The organism is Mesorhizobium sp., assembly GCF_041661565.1.
Lineage (GTDB): Bacteria > Pseudomonadota > Alphaproteobacteria > Rhizobiales > Rhizobiaceae > Mesorhizobium.
The window spans coordinates 1-15,188 of record NZ_JBAZUD010000021.1 but is presented as its reverse complement, the minus strand read 5'-3'; the positions used below and the strand labels follow the sequence as shown (position 1 = coordinate 15,188).

Here is a 15,188-nt window from a genome sequence, read left to right as displayed (position 1 = left end):
TGCCGGCGTGCCGCCCTTCAAATCAGCCGAGCAGGCCGTGGATGGTGGCGGCGACGGCTTCCGGCGCGTAGGGCTTGGGCAGGAAAACGCCGCCGGCCGGCATCGCCTCGCGCGCCGGCTGGCGCTTGCCCGAGGTGATGATGATCTTGACCGGCGGCCAGCGGTCGCGCACGGCGGCGGACAGGCGCAGGCCATCCATCGAACCCGGCATGTCGATGTCGGTGAACAGGATGGCGATGTCCTGCCGGCGCTCCAGCAACGCGATCGCCTGGTCGGCATTGCTGGCTTCCAGGACCGCGAAGCCCATCTCGCGCAGCTCATCGGCGATGGCGAACAACAGGAACGCTTCGTCTTCGACGACGAGGACAGTGGTGGAGGGCTGAATGGTCATTCTACGCTCTATGGTATCTGAAGGTGCTATGTAGTCAGTAAAGGCCAGTCGGCAAATGGGGTGCCGGTGCGTTCAACTCGCATTCGACTCCGTCGGAATTGTAGTCGATCCGGACCGACCCGCCGAAATCGGTGCCCAGCACACGCTCGATCAGGAAGCGGCCGAAGCCTCGCCGGCTCGGCGGGGTAACCGGCGGGCCGCCCTGTTCGCGCCAGCGCCAGACCAGCCGCGGCTGACCATCCGCCTCGGCCGACGGTTGCACCGACCATTCGATCGACACCTTGCCTTCGGGTACCGAAAGGGCGCCATATTTCAACGCGTTGGTTGCAAGCTCGTTGACGGCCAGCGCCAAGGTCAGCGCCATCTTCGGGTTGATCGGCAGCGCTGGGCCCGAAATGAAGATCTGCTCGGCCGGGAAGGAGGCGATGGTGTTGTCGACCACCTCGCGGATCGAGGCGCTGGTCCAGCGCGTCTTGTTGAGGATGTCATGCGCGTTGGCCAGCGCGCGCAGGCGCTCGTTGAAGGTAGCACTGGCGGTGACGATATCGGTGTTGCGCAAGGTCTGCGAGGCGATGGCCGCGACCATTGCCAGGATGTTCTTGATGCGATGCTCCAGCTCGTGGGTCAGCAGTTCCTGCCTCGCCTGAGCCTCGCGCCGGTCGGTGACGTCCTGCATGACGCCGAACATCTTGATGGGCTTGCCGGTCTCGTCATGGACGAAGTCGACATGGCGCGACAGCCAGCGCAGCGCGCCATTGTCGGGCCGCCGGATGCGGTATTCGACATTTGGCACCGCCGATCCCTCCTCGCGGGTCCGCTGGTTGGAACGGACGTCCTTGTCCTCGGGAATGACGATGTTTTCCAGCACGCTTATATGGACGCTGTCGCGGGGCGAGAGGCCCCAGAGGTCCCAGAAGCCTTCGGAGCCGACGACGATTCCACTGGCGATGTCGAGTTCGAGCGCCGCTATGCCGGCGGCATTCTGCGACAGCTGCAGGCGGCGCTCGCTCTGCAGCAGCGCCTCCGCCGCCTGCTTCTGGTCGTCGATATCGGTGTTGGTGCCGATCCAGCGCAGGATGACGCCGTCGGTGTCGCGGATCGGCACGGCGCGCGAAATGAACCAGCGATAGACCCCGTCATGCCTGCGCAGCCGGAATTCGGTTTCGTAGAAGACGGCCGCGGCGAGCGCCTGCCGCCATTTTTCACTGGCCGGCCCGATATCGTCGGGATGCACGATGGTGGACCAGGCCTGGCCGTCGAGCGCGCCGTTTGCGGCGCCGGAATAGGCGTAGACGCGGGGGTTGAACCAGTCGAGCATGCCCTCGGGCGTTGCCGTCCAGACATGGTTCGGCATGGCCTCGGCGAAGGTGCGGAACTGCGTCTCGCTCCGGCGCAAGGCCTGTTCGGCGACAAGCCGGTCGGTGACGTCGACGCCCTGCACGAAGATGCCGATCACTTCACCGGAAGGGGCGCGCACCGGCTGGTAGACCAGGTCGATGAACCGGTCTTCCTTCGGCGCATCGGGGCTGCGTCGCAGGTCCGCCTTCAAGGCATAGCCGATGAAGGCCTCGCCGCTGGTGAAGACATGATCGAGCAGTTCCACGAAGCCCTGGCCCGCCACCTCCGGCAGGGCTTCGCGCAGGGGCTTGCCGATCACGTCGCGGTGGCCGACCAATTGCCTGTAGGTGGCGTTGGTCAGCTCGAACACATGGTCGGGTCCCGACAGCATGGCCATGAAACCCGGCGCCTGCTCGAACATCTGGCGTTGCCGGTCGCGTTCGCTCGCCCGCCAGCGCTCCGCCGCGACCTTCGCGGTCGTCTCGATGACGATGGCGATGACGCCGGCCGGTTCGCCGCTCTCGTCGAGCACCGGCGAGTAGTCGAGATCGAGCCAGACCTGTTCGGGTTCTCCCGTGCGGTTCAGCGTCAGCATCTGGTCGCGATAGGCAAGCGTGCCGCCGGCCAGGCACACCTTCATGATGTTGTCGTTGAAGTCGGCCACTTCCGGCCAGCCTTCCCGCACCCTGGAGCCGAGCAGTCGCGGGTGACGGCCGCCGGCGAAGCCGGAATAGGCGTCATTGTAGATCATGACGCCGTCTTCGCCCCAAAGCATGACGATCGGCACCCTGGAGCGCAGGATGAGGGACACCGCCGTCTTCAGGCTCTGCGGCCAGCCGCTGATCGGGCCGATCGATGTCGAGGCCCAGTCGAACGCCGCGATCAGGCTACCGAGCTGGCCGCCGCCGGCGAGGAAGGCATGGCCGCGATCGCTGGCGGTGGTGGTATCAACTGCTGGCATGCTGTCTCGTGGTCAGGTCGGCGATTGTCGAGATGGTTTAGTCGTGGCCAACAGGCCCCATTGTCAAGTCCGCCAGCAACTTGCCGGCCATCACCGGCTTCGCGCCGGATGGCGGCGAGAGTACGGCATTGCGCATCCGCGTCCGCAAAGACGGTCGCCTTTCCCGTGAAGTCTGCATATCCATGGTACCCCCGAACGCCAAAACATCCAGCGGCGCATTCGGTTCCGCCAGAGGTCGTATTTCCCGGCGTCGGCCGATAGCGCTTGACGCGTCGTTGTCAGCCATTCGATGCATTTTCTTTGCAAGTCGTTAATGCGGCCATGCGTTTAATCAGCATCTGCTAATGATCGGCGCGACTGGGGACGGAATGACCAAGAATCTCGGCAATGCACGCTATATCCCGCCAAAGGAGACAAAGGTCTCGTTGTTCAGCAAAATCGCGCCATTGCTGTTTCCGCTGGCCGTCACCGCGCTTGGACTGCTGATCGGGCGCCAGTTCTTCGGCATGTAGGATACGAAGCCGGTCTCCGCCCACGGCTCGATCAGCCGCCCGACTGTCGCCGCCCTGTTACAGGTGGCGCAGATCCCGGTGTCAAGGGCGAGGCCGGCGCGTCGGCCGGCGGCGGCTCCCAGCCGAAGACGGAGCGGCCGCCCAGTTCATGCGACTGGTCGAACTCGCCGGCGACGATCTCCTTGAGGCTCGGACCGGTGACGTAGCGCTCCAGGCGGCGCGCCTGTCCGTCCAGCCGCTGCAGGACGCCAAGCTCTTCCGCGTTGCCGAGCCTCGCCTTGCGGACCGCCGATTTCATCACCGCTATGGTCTCGTCATAGACTTTCAGCGGCACCGGAAACGGGTGCCGGTCCTTGCCGCCATGGGCCAGCGAGAACCGCGCCGGATCCGAGAAGCGGCACGGCGCACCGTGCACGACCTCGGCGACCATGGCGAGCGCCCGCACGGTACGGGCGCCGACGCCCGGCACCAGCAGCAATTCGGGAAAATCCGCAGGACCGCTTTCGATCGCCGCCGCGATATTGCCGTGCAGGCGGCGCATGACGATATCGCTCTCGCGCACGTCGTGGTGGGCGGGCATGATCAGGTTGGGCAGCATGGGCTGCGCGGAGGCCGGGACCTTCGACGGTTCGATTTCGGCGAATTCGCGCACGATCCGGTCGGGACCGAGCTGGCGCAGCAGGTCGAGCTGGGCGCCCCGCGAGCGCTCGGCGCGGTGGTCGGTGAGGTTGACGATCTCGCCCTGCCGCTTGCCCTCGATCGCCGCATGCGGCTCGTCGACGAAGCTCGCGAGGCCCTCCGACAGCCAGTGGTAGCGGCGCGCCAGTTTGCTGTCGCCGTTCATGCCTTGCTGGACGACCACCCAGCGGCTGTCGTCGGTGACGATGAAGCCGTGCAGGTAAAGATCGAAACCGTCCTGCACGGCGGCGCTATCGACCTTGGCGACCAGCCGGCTGGCGGTGGCCAGCGCCTGGCCGTCGATGCCGACGCGTTCGCCGATCCGTTCGAGTTCATGCGGGGTCTTGCGCGAATGCGCGCCCCTGCCGCCGCAGACATGGATTCCGAGTTCGCCCGACAGCGGCGTCAGCCCGCGCTTCAGCGCGCCGATGACGCTGGTGGTGATGCCGGAGGAGTGCCAGTCCATGCCCATCACCGCCCCGAAGGACTGGAACCAGAAGGGATGCGCCAGCCGGCGCAGCAGCTCGTCGCGGCCGTAGTGATGGATGATCGCCTCGCACAGCACAGCGCCCAGGCGCGTCATGCGGTCGCCAAGCCATTTCGGGACCCGCCCGCCATGCAGCGGCAGGTCGGCGCTGCCGCTTCGCTGCGTCATGTGTTCGCCATCTCCGGCCGGTGAGTCGGGCCCCGGCTGCCCGGACTAGAGATGGCACCGAGGCGGCGATTTGCAAGCCCGGCGATCGGCGGCCCAGCCTGTCGCGAGCGCGCCCGCCGCCGCCGCCGGGCAGCACTGCCGGGCCAATGTCCAGATTTGTCCGCATCTGTCCCTAACTGCCGGTATCGAGCCCCGACACGGGTCTCTAGCTTTTGCAAGACCGCCGACGGCGTGGGGAATCGCAAGGCGGCTGGCATCTGCGGGGCAGGGGAACGGGATGGGACATCGGGGGCGCCGCGCGGCGCCGAGACGGGCATCGATACCGCTGACGGTGGGGCTTGCCGCCCTCTTCGTCTCGTCCTCGTCGCTCGCGCTCGGCGCGTCGCTGGCCTGGAACGGGTCGAGCTCCGGCAACTGGTTCACGGCCGGCAACTGGACGCCGTCATCGGCGCCGACCGCCAGCGACGATCTCGTCATCAACAATTCCGGGGTCAACACGGCAACGATCGGCTCGGCCGGGGCGCTGGCGCTGACGGTCAGCATCGGCAGCACCGCCGGGTCCAGCGGCGCGCTCGTCGTCGATGGCGCCGGCACGCTCGGGGTCGGCTCCAACTATCTCATCATCGGCGATTTCGGCACGGGCGCGCTGACCGCCTCGGGCGGCGGCAAGATCACCAGCCTTGGCGGCGTGGTTGCCAACAATCCATCGTCCTCCGGCACGGTCACCATCTCCGGTGCCGGTTCGCAATGGTCGAACAGTTTCCTCTCGATCGCGGCCGACAATGGCGCGGTCGGGCGTGTCAGGGTCGAGGCCGGCGGCAAGCTGCAATCCAGCGGCAATGTCAAGATCGGCGAAACCTCGGTTAACGCCGATGGCCAGCTGCTCGTCACCGGCAGCGGCACGGATGTCTCGATGACCGGCAGCGCCACCACGCAGATGATCATCGGCGTGGCCGGCAAGGGCGATTTCCAGCTGCTCGACAACGCCACCGCCACCACCAGGCTCACCTATGTCGGCGGCAATGCGGGTTCGGTGGGCACCGCCACCGTATCGGGCGGCGCGACATGGTCGACCGGCAACCTGTTCGTCGGCTCGGTGGGCGCGGGCACGCTGACCGTCTCCGCCGGTGGCAAGCTGACCAGCACGCACAGCTTGGCCACCAACACCGTCGCCATCACCAACGGCAAGGCGACCGTCACCGGCGCCGGATCGCAATGGACGATCACCGGCGTCTACAGCAACGCGCCGCTGGTCATCGGCTCGACCAGCCAGACCGCTGAATTGAACGTGCTTGCCGGCGGCGCCGTGCTCATCGATTCCACCGCCTCGGGCTTTCTCAGCGCCGACACCAGGCTGGGCTACACGGCCAACAGCAAGGCCGCCCTTACCGTCGATGGCACGGGATCCAGCTTCACCACGCCCTACCGGCTCTATATCGGCAACGGCACCAACTCGACCGCCGCCGTGACCGTCTCGGGCGGCGGCAAGCTCAACACCGGCTACACCAACATCGCCAGCGCCGCCGACGCCACGACAGCCACGTCCGACACGGTGACGGTGACGGGCGCCGGCTCGCTATGGACCATCAGCGATACGCTTGGTTCCGGCCAGAGCGATCTGCAGGGCCTGACGATCGGCGGCGCCGGCATGGGCGCCCTGACCATCGCCGACGGCGGCGTCGTCAGGGTCAATGGCGGCGCCGGCTCTGTCGGCATCGGCGCGCTGGCGGGGTCATCGGGCACTCTCAACATCGGCGCGGCCTCCGGCAGCCCGGCGGCTGCGCCCGGCACGCTCGAAGCGGGACAGGTGATCTTCTCGGGCTCCGCCACCGGGCCGATGGCGATCAATTTCAACCACACTTCAAGCGACTATGTCTTTGCGACGAACATTGGCGGCTTCGGCGCGCTCGCCGGCCCGGCCGCGGTCAACATCCTGGCCGGAACCACCATCTTCACCAGCGACAACGCCTATTCGGCGGTCACCAACATCAGCGCCGGCGCCGTCCTGCAACTCGGCAATGGCGGTACGACCGGCAGCATCCGCGACGGCGTCGTCAACAATGAGGGCACCCTGATCATCGACCGTTCGGCCGATATCGTCCCGCGCTACGCCGGGATCATCTCCGGGTCGGGATCGCTGATCAAGAACGGCACGGGCCTGGTGACGCTGATCGGCGCCAACGCCTATTCGGGCGGGACCACGATCAACGCCGGCGAGCTGCGCATCGGCGATTTCTCCGCCGACGGCGCGCTGAATGGCGACTATGTCAACCACGCCAAGCTGTCGGTGTTCTTCAATGGCACGCCGTCCTATTCCGGCGTCATTTCGGGCGAGGGCAGTTTCGAGAAGACCGGCAACGGCACGCTGACGCTGAACAGCGTGCAGACCTACACAGGCGGTACCAAGCTGACGTTCGGCAGCCTCATACTGGGGGGCAATGACCGGCTGGCCACGACGGGCGCGATCATCGGCAGTGGCGGCGTCCTCGACCTCAACGGGTTCAACCAGACGGTCGGTGACCTCTCCGGCTACGGCCGGCTCGAGATCCGCACAGGCACGCTCACCGCGGGCGCCGCGGCCGACACGCTCTACCAGGGCCAGATCAACGGCACCGGCACCTTCACCAAGCAAGGCGCGGGCGCGCTGACCATCACCGGCAACAAGAATTTCTCCGGCACCAGCAACGTCAATGCCGGCACAATGCTGGTCAATGGCTCGATGGCGTCGAGCAGCTTCCAGGTCAAGTCCGGCGGCACGCTGGGCGGCGCCGGATCGGTCGGCGCGACCACGATCGCCAATGGCGGCACGCTGCTCGGCGTCGCCGGCCAGACGCTGACCCTGGCCTCGCTCGGCCTCAACGATGCCTCCAACCTCGATGTCTGGCTGGGCGCCGCCAGCACCACGCCGCTGTTCGATGTCACCGGGGCGCTGACGCTGGACGGCAAGCTTTCGGTGAGCGACGCCGGCGGCTTTGGCAATGGCAGCTACCGCATCGCCAATTATGGCGGCGCGTTCACCAATAACGGGCTGGTCATCGGCACCGTGCCGCCGGGCTTCAATCCGGGCGACTGGTCGATCCAGAGCGGCGGCGGCGTGGTCAACCTGCTGGTGGCGACCGGATCGGGCGAGCAATATTGGGACGGCGCCAACATGACCCCCGGCGGGGTCACCAACGGGCGCGGCGGCACCGGCACATGGGATGGCTCGAGCACCAACTGGACCAATGCCGCCGGCGACATCAACGCCGCCTGGGCGAGCCAGAAGGCGGTGTTCGCCGGCACGCCCGGAACGGTCAGCGTGGTGGGCTCGCAGACCTTCACCGGCTTGCGCTTCGTCTCGCATCCGGCCGACTGGACCTACACTCTGGCGGCGGGCGCGGGCGGCGCGCTGGTGACCAATTCGGCCGCGACCGAGATCATCGTCGACGCCGATCCGGGCGCGACGATCAACAACGCGATCATCAATGTCGGCATTGCCGGCACGGGGAGCATCGTCAAGCTCGGCGACGGCACGCTGACCCTTGGCGCGGCCAATTCATATCAGGGCGGCTCGACCATCAAGGAGGGAGAGCTCGTTGCGGCGGCCAATGGCGCGCTCGGCACCGGAGGGGTTTCGGTGACGGGCGCGCCAGCGGCAACGCTTTTGCCAAGCCTGCGCTTTACCGGTCCGGTCAGCGCCGGCGGCCTGTCGATCTCGACGCAGAACGGGTCTGTCGTCTTCGACAATCAGTCCAGCGCCGGCAGCGCCACGATCGCCAATGGCAGCGACGGCAGGACGACGTTCCTGGCCGGCGCCACCGCCGGCGGCGCCATCATCACCAACGAGAGCGGCGGCACCACGGCGTTTCGCGGCGACAACGCCTCCGATGCGGCGAAGATCATCAATCAAAGCGGCGGCAAGATCGATCTCTCGAGTTTCGACGCGGCCGGCTTGTGCAATTGCGTCTCGCTTGGCTCCGTGTCGGGCGCGGGCGACATCGCGCTCGGCGCGCACACGCTCACCACCGGGGCGCTCGGCCTCGACGAAACGATCTCGGGCGTGATCTCGGACGGCGGCGCGCTGGCCAAGGGCAGCTTAACCAAGGACGGCAGCGGCAGGCTGATCCTGGCGGGCGTCAACACCTATCTCGGCACCACCACCGTCAATGGCGGCATCCTTCGGATCGATGGCTCGCTGGGCTCGGCTGATGTGGCGGTGGCCAGCGGCGCGACGCTCGGCGGCACCGGCACGATCGGCACGCTGGCCGGCGGCACGGTCAACATCGGAGCCGGCGGCCACCATGCGCCCGGCGCCTCGATCGGCACGCAAACCATCAATGGCAATTACAGGCTTGCCGGCACGCTCGACATCGAGGTCGATACGGCGAGCGCCGACAAGGTGGTGGTGACAGGCACGGTCGATGTCAGCGGCGGCACGCTGGCGCTGCATGAACTGACCGGCACCGGCTGGCAGCCGAGCCAGAGCTACACCATCATCGACAACCAGGGCGCCGATGCGGTGACCGGGACGTTCGCCAGCGTCACTCATGTCTATGCCTTCCTGACGCCCGACGTGACCTATACCGGCGATGACGGCAACAATGTCGTGCTGACACTGACCCGCAACGCCGTCGATTTCACCGACGTGGCGCGGACGCCGAACCAGAAGGCGGCGGCCGGCGGCATCGAGTCGCTCGGCACCGGCAGCAGTGTCTACAGCGCGATCGCGCCGCTCTCCGAAGACGGGGCACGCTATGCCTTCGACCAGTTGTCGGGCGAGGCGCACGCGGCCGTGTCCGGCCTGCTGCTCTACGAAAGCCGGCTGGCGCGCGACGCCGCCCTCGGCCGCATCGGCACGACCATCGCAGACCCCGGGGCGAGGGGCTTCTGGATGCAGGGCGCCGGACTCGCGCGCTCGCTCGACGGCGACGGCAATGCCGCCGATGTCGACGCCAGCACCGGCGCCTTCTTCGCCGGCATCGACGCAAGCGTGGCGGACAACTGGACGCTCGGTTTCCTCGGCGGCATCAGCGTCACGTCGCTCGATGTCGACGACCGCGCGTCCTCCGCCGATGTCACCAGCGTGCATCTCGGCGCCTATGGCGGCGGCCTGGTCGGCAGCGTGCAGCTGAGCTTCGGCGCCGGCTACAGCCACCACGATATCGACACCACGCGCGACCCGGTGTTTCCCGGCTTCAGCGAGCAGCTGGAAGCAAGCTATGGCGCCAGCACCGTGCAGGTGTTCGGCGAGGCGTCCCGCGCTTTCGATCTCGGCGCGGTGAAGGTCGAGCCGTTCGCGGGGCTGGCCTATGTTCACCTGTCGACAGGCGGCTTTGCCGAGGCTGGCGGCGCGGCGGCGCTGGCTTCGGACGGTGTCGGCAACGACGCTACCTTCACCACGCTCGGCGCACGGCTCTCGCGCACATTCGTGGTCGATGGCGCGGCGCTCGAGGCGCGTGCCTCGCTCGGCTGGCGGCACGCCTTCGCCGACCTGCCGTCGGCGCGGCTGTCCTTCGCCGGCGGCGATGCCTTCACCGTGACCGGCGCGCCGATCACGCGCGACGCGCTGGCCTTGCAGGCCGGCATAGACCTCGCCATCGGCCAGGCAAGCCGGCTCGGCTTCACCTATGACGGCCAGTTCGCCTCGGGTGCGATGGAGAACGCGTTCAAGGCGAGTTTCTCGACGAAGTTTTGAGCATGGCGTTGCCTGCCGGCGACGACATTTGCCAACGCGTCGGCCTGTTCCTCGCGGTGCGCCGATCAAGTCGGCCAGCGTCCGGTTGACCAACCGCTGCGGTGTCTCCACGCTTAGCCAGCACAATGTCCGTGGGGCGGGACGGAGGCCGTGTGCCGCATGGGCTCGCCGCGCACTATTTTCATTTCGCATGCGGGGCGTGGGCGAAAGGGTGCTATTGAGCGGGGCGAGCCTGCGTGCTCCCGGCATTTTCCCGATATCCAAGGTTGTTTTCGTGCGCGAACCGTCGCAGCTGCCCGTCTTCGGAAAACTCGGCGTCAAGGCGCCAGTCGCCTCCGTGGCGGCTGCGGTGCCGCCGGTGGGCGTCCTGCCGCGTCTGCGGGACCTGCTGGCCGCGCATGGCGGCCTGCTGCTCAAGCTGTCGGTCGTCGCCTGGACCGTGCTGATCCTGGGCGCGGTGTTTTTCATGATGCAGAACTGAGGCACACGGCATGGCCGACCGCTACGCACTGCGCAAGGAGCTTCCCCAGAGCTGGAGCATCATCGATGTCTTCACCGGCCAGCCCGCCGTGGTCAGGCAAAGGGTGATGGTGGGGATGAGCCCGCGCGATGCCGAGGACATGGTGGCGCAGATGAATGCTCGCGACGTCAAGCGTCGCGAGAGGGCCGAGCGCAAGACCTGAACCGCCGCGGCGCTGGCCACGCCAGCCGGCAACAGCCGCCGCACAGCAAGATCGAGGATTTCCGTGAGAGCCAGCCTGAAGCAGAAGATACTGGAGGTCTGCGACCGCAAGATCTCCGAAAAAGGCGCCGGCGTCGGCGTCTCGTTCTATGCGTTCTTCACCAACAGGAACGACGATCCGGACCTGTTGATGGAGGCCGCCGAGTGGTGGATCAGGACCCAGCGCCTCGACCATTTCGAGAAGGCCGACAAGATCCGCGCGATGGTCGAGAAGATGGACGTGTAGTCTGCGTTTCCATGCATGTCTGTCTCAGAACCGAGATCGGTTCTGAGCGACACGCACTTGGCCGATCAGCCGAAATCCGCCGCCGTCAGCACATACATGCTCTTGCGGGTGCGATCGTAGGCCTTGGCCGCCACGTCGCGGATGGCGCTGCTCTGCGTGTCGAAGGTGGCGAGATAGCCGGCTTCATTGGCTGCGGCCGCCGGCTGCATCTTCGCCATCGCGTCCGCGGCGACGGAGAAGGAGATCTGGAACATGCCGTCATGTCCGACGAAACGGATGCGCTTGCCGGCCTCGTCATAGCTGCGGCTGCGGTTGGGGAAGGTCAGGCTCATGTCTTGGCCCCCGTCTTTGCATCTGTCGTCTTGGCCTCTGCCGTCGCGGCGGCCTTCTTGGTCACCCGCTTCTTCTTCGGCGTCGGGTTCAGGGCTTCGGCGGCGCGGTCGGCCTCTTCCTTGGCGAGCCGCAAGGTCCTGAGCTTGGCCGTCTTGATCTCCCGGGCCTTCGCCTCGGACATGTATTCGGCGGTGGCCTTGTTGCGCTCCGCCGTCTTCTTCTGCTTGTCGACAAAGCGGGCTTCAGCTTTTTCCATGATCGTCTGATTGCCTTCGGCCATCGAAGAAATCTCCCTTATGCCTGAAATCGTGAAAGTGAACTCGTCCGATAAATAGGCGTTGAGTCGGCAAAATTCAATCTTTTGATATATTTGACCCCTTGCGAATATCACGAAAAGACAGGCCGAAATAATACTTTTGAATATTTAATCCGGTTCGTGAATAATTTTTGGCACTCCTATCTATCGAGTGCCAAAGCGCCTATATGGGAGACGGGGCCGCCTATGCCGGCCCCAGAAAGTAGTTCACATGAAGTTTCGGCCACTCCACGATCGCGTCGTCATCCGGCGCGCCGAAGGCGATATCAAATCCAAGGGCGGCATCATCATTCCCGACAATGCCAAGGAAAAGCCGCAGGAAGGCGAAGTCATCGCCGTGGGACCGGGCGCACGCGACGAAAACGGCGCGCTGGTGCCGCTCGACGTCAAGGCTGGCGACACGATCCTGTTCGGCAAATGGTCGGGCACCGAGGTCAAGATCGACGGCGAGGACCTTCTGATCATGAAGGAAGCCGACATCATGGGCGTCATCGACAAGAGCGTCGATAAGAGCGACACGGCTGCCACCGGGAAGTCCGGCGCTGCCAAGAAGGCCGCCTGATCAGGCGGCGCGCGTCCTTCGCCATGCGCAGGGACGCAGCACGACACAGAGACAGAAGCGCCGCGCGTTCCGCGCCGCGACGGATCCACTCCAAATAGAACTGGACGAAAAATCATGTCTGCCAAGGAAATCAAATTCTCCACCGAGGCGCGCGACCGCATGCTGCGCGGCGTCGAGATCCTCACCAACGCGGTGAAGGTCACGCTCGGCCCCAAGGGCCGCAACGTCATCATCGACAAGGCCTATGGCGCGCCGCGCATCACCAAGGACGGCGTCACTGTCGCCAAGGAAATCGAGCTTGCCGACAAGTTCGAGAACATGGGCGCGCAGATGGTGCGCGAAGTGGCCTCGAAGACCAACGACCTGGCCGGTGACGGCACCACCACCGCCACGGTTCTGGCCGCCTCGATCCTGCGCGAAGGCGCCAAGCTGGTCGCCGCCGGCATGAACCCGATGGATCTGAAGCGCGGCATCGACCAGGCGGTCGCCGCCGTCGTCGTCGAGATCAAGGCGAAGGCCAAGAAGGTCAAGTCGTCGGCCGAGATCGCCCAGGTCGGCACCATCGCCGCCAACGGCGATGCCACCGTCGGCGAGATGATCGCCAAGGCGATGGACAAGGTCGGCAATGACGGCGTCATCACCGTCGAGGAAGCCAAGACCGCCGAGACCGAGCTCGACGTCGTCGAGGGCATGCAGTTCGACCGCGGCTATCTCTCGCCCTATTTCGTCACCAATGCCGACAAGATGCGCGTCGAGCTGGAAGAGCCCTACATCCTCATCCACGAGAAGAAGCTCGGCAATCTGCAGGCCATGCTGCCGATCCTCGAAGCGGTGGTGCAGGGCGGCAGGCCGCTCCTGATCATCTCCGAGGACGTCGAGGGCGAGGCTCTGGCCACGCTGGTCGTCAACAAGCTGCGCGGCGGCCTCAAGGTCGCGGCCGTCAAGGCGCCGGGCTTCGGCGATCGCCGCAAGGCGATGCTGGAAGACATCGCGGTGCTGACGGCAGGGCAGATGATTTCCGAGGATCTCGGCATCAAGCTCGAGAACGTCACCATCGAGATGCTCGGCCGCGCCAAGCGCGTGCTGATCGAGAAGGACACCACCACGATCATCGACGGCGCCGGCCCCAAGGCCGAAATCCAGGCGCGCGTCGCCCAGATCAAGGGCCAGATCGAGGAGACGACTTCCGATTACGACAAGGAAAAGCTGCAGGAGCGGCTGGCCAAGCTGGCGGGCGGCGTTGCCGTCATCCGCGTCGGCGGCGTCACCGAGTCGGAAGTGAAGGAAAAGAAGGACCGTATCGACGATGCGCTGAACGCAACGCGCGCGGCGGTCGAGGAAGGCATCGTGCCCGGCGGCGGCGTCGCCCTGCTGCGCGCACGCTCAGTGCTTGCCGGCCTGAACGGCGCCAATGCCGATGTCACGGCGGGCATTTCCATCGTGCTTCGCGCGCTTGAGGCGCCGATCCGCCAGATCGCCGAGAATTCCGGCGTCGAAGGCTCGATCGTCGTCGGCAAGCTCACCGACAGCAAGGACCACAATCAGGGCTTCGACGCTCAGAACGAGGTCTATGTCGACATGATCAAGGCCGGCATCGTCGACCCGGCGAAAGTGGTGCGCACCGCACTGCAGGACGCCGGCTCGATCGCCGCGCTCTTGATCACCGCGGAAGCAATGATCACCGACATCCCGGCCAAGGACGCTGCGCCCGCTGGCGGCGGTGGCATGGGCGGCATGGGCGGCTACTAACACTTCAGGCGAGGCCGGCCTGCACGTGCTTTTTCAAAGCCGTTTCAGGGCCCGGCCGATCCCGATCAAACGCCCCGGCTCTTCAGGAGCCGGGGTGACCACCACCGGAGCATCCCCTCCCGGTGCAGGCCTCTAGCCCAGGAGACGGATCCATGATCACGTTCGCGCGGAAGCCAGAAACGGTCGCCACGACCGAAAAGACCGAGGAAAGCCGCTTCGACCGCATCCGCAGGATCGCGGCCGACAAGCACAAGAAATCGGACTCCGATACGGCAACGCCGCAAAAAGGCGAACCCAAGCGCCCGATGTAGACGCATCCGGGGCGCCGCTGCCACACTCATTGCGCCGCCATCAAAGGCTCTTGGCCTTCAGCCAGCTTCGGATGGCCTGGCTGAGTTCGGCCTTGCGTTCCAGCGGCAGCCAGTGGCCGGAAGGCATGCTCGTCATGGTGAGGTCGGCACAGGCCGCACGCATCGGGTCGCCCTGGTGATTTCCGGTGATGGTGCAGATTTGATCATAGTCGCCGTTGACGAACAGCACGGGTTGCGAAAGGCGGCCGCCATCGGGCGCCTCGCGGGCATAGGCCATGTCGGCATCGTCGTTCATGTACCACGCGCATGAGGGACGGAAGCCGTGGGCCTCGAATGACTGCACCAGCACCTCGAAATCCGCCGCTGGCCAGAGCGCCGGGTCAGGTTTGGTAGGCGGTGCGCGGTGCGCGGCGCCGTAGCGGCCGCCCTTGCGGGTGACCGAGGCATTCGGCGAAACCTTGCCGATGCCGGCAGGGTCACCGGGTTGAAAGATCGACGCCAGCGATGCTGCCTTGTCCGCATCGAGGTCGGCCACGGCCTCCTCGAAGTGCTTCGTGTAATAGCGGTAATAGTCCCATTGGCCGTCCGGATATTGATCGGCGGGATAGATCGAACGGTCCACCAGCGGGACGATGGTGCGCAGGGCGTGCCCACCGGGTTGATAGGCGAGCGAGGTCAGCACGACGCCGCGACTGCGCTCCGGCGCATGCGCGGCCAGCTGACCGACCACGGGCACGCCC

General features: G+C 66.1%; 14 protein-coding genes. 8 read left to right on the top strand and 6 right to left on the bottom strand.

Annotated elements, in window-relative coordinates:
• Positions 1-22: 22 nt before the first annotated feature.
• On the bottom strand, positions 23-391 hold the full coding sequence (locus tag WC739_RS06075; protein ID WP_372952115.1) for a response regulator: 369 nt from the start codon (positions 389-391) through the stop codon (positions 23-25).
• 34 nt (positions 392-425) lie between these two features.
• Complete coding sequence (locus WC739_RS06070; protein WP_372952114.1) at positions 426-2,690, bottom strand: PAS domain-containing protein; 2,265 nt, start codon at positions 2,688-2,690, stop codon at positions 426-428.
• Positions 2,691-3,058: 368 nt separating this feature from the next.
• On the opposite strand from WC739_RS06070, the gene WC739_RS06065 reads away from it, so the two are divergent.
• Positions 3,059-3,202 carry a hypothetical protein gene (locus tag WC739_RS06065; RefSeq protein ID WP_372952113.1) on the top strand — a complete coding sequence of 48 codons (144 nt, stop codon included), beginning with the start codon at positions 3,059-3,061 and terminating at the stop codon, positions 3,200-3,202.
• A gap of 31 nt (positions 3,203-3,233) precedes the next feature.
• Here WC739_RS06065 and WC739_RS06060 read toward each other — a convergent pair whose 3' ends face one another.
• Positions 3,234-4,535 carry a DUF763 domain-containing protein gene (locus WC739_RS06060; protein WP_372952112.1) on the bottom strand — a complete coding sequence of 434 codons (1,302 nt, stop codon included), beginning with the start codon at positions 4,533-4,535 and terminating at the stop codon, positions 3,234-3,236.
• Between the two features lie 277 nt (positions 4,536-4,812).
• On the opposite strand from WC739_RS06060, the gene WC739_RS06055 reads away from it, so the two are divergent.
• The 4 genes from WC739_RS06055 (at position 4,813) to WC739_RS06040 (ending at position 11,177) form a co-directional block, all read left to right on the top strand.
• Positions 4,813-10,209, top strand: coding sequence for an autotransporter domain-containing protein (locus WC739_RS06055; RefSeq protein ID WP_372952111.1), 5,397 nt, complete (start codon positions 4,813-4,815; stop codon positions 10,207-10,209).
• 274 nt (positions 10,210-10,483) lie between these two features.
• Positions 10,484-10,690, top strand: a complete 207-nt coding sequence (locus WC739_RS06050) for a hypothetical protein (protein WP_372952110.1) — start codon at positions 10,484-10,486, stop codon at positions 10,688-10,690.
• A 10-nt stretch (positions 10,691-10,700) separates the two neighbouring features.
• The gene (locus WC739_RS06045) at positions 10,701-10,892 is read left to right on the top strand and encodes a hypothetical protein (RefSeq protein ID WP_372952109.1); all 192 of its coding nucleotides are present in this window, start codon (positions 10,701-10,703) and stop codon (positions 10,890-10,892) included.
• Between the two features lie 63 nt (positions 10,893-10,955).
• Positions 10,956-11,177, top strand: coding sequence for a DUF6500 family protein (locus tag WC739_RS06040; protein ID WP_372952108.1), 222 nt, complete (start codon positions 10,956-10,958; stop codon positions 11,175-11,177).
• Positions 11,178-11,242: 65 nt separating this feature from the next.
• Here WC739_RS06040 and WC739_RS06035 read toward each other — a convergent pair whose 3' ends face one another.
• Both WC739_RS06035 and WC739_RS06030 read right to left on the bottom strand, forming a co-directional pair.
• Entirely contained in the window at positions 11,243-11,509 is a 267-nt protein-coding gene (locus tag WC739_RS06035; RefSeq protein ID WP_372952107.1) for a DUF1488 domain-containing protein, read from the bottom strand.
• Positions 11,506-11,790 (bottom strand): hypothetical protein, encoded by a 285-nt coding sequence (locus tag WC739_RS06030; RefSeq protein ID WP_372952106.1) that lies wholly within the window; start codon positions 11,788-11,790, stop codon positions 11,506-11,508. Before WC739_RS06030 ends, WC739_RS06035 begins: the two co-directional genes overlap by 4 nt.
• Positions 11,791-12,037: 247 nt before the next feature.
• On the opposite strand from WC739_RS06030, the gene WC739_RS06025 reads away from it, so the two are divergent.
• The 3 genes from WC739_RS06025 (at position 12,038) to WC739_RS06015 (ending at position 14,448) form a co-directional block, all read left to right on the top strand.
• Complete coding sequence (locus WC739_RS06025; protein WP_372952105.1) at positions 12,038-12,388, top strand: co-chaperone GroES; 351 nt, start codon at positions 12,038-12,040, stop codon at positions 12,386-12,388.
• Between the two features lie 114 nt (positions 12,389-12,502).
• Positions 12,503-14,137, top strand: coding sequence for a chaperonin GroEL (gene groL / locus WC739_RS06020; protein ID WP_372952104.1), 1,635 nt, complete (start codon positions 12,503-12,505; stop codon positions 14,135-14,137).
• 152 nt (positions 14,138-14,289) lie between these two features.
• Complete coding sequence (locus WC739_RS06015; protein ID WP_372952103.1) at positions 14,290-14,448, top strand: hypothetical protein; 159 nt, start codon at positions 14,290-14,292, stop codon at positions 14,446-14,448.
• 40 nt (positions 14,449-14,488) lie between these two features.
• On the opposite strand, the gene WC739_RS06010 is transcribed toward WC739_RS06015, so the two are convergent.
• The coding region (locus WC739_RS06010) for an alpha/beta fold hydrolase (RefSeq protein WP_372952102.1) at positions 14,489-15,188 on the bottom strand (700 nt) is incomplete at its 5' end.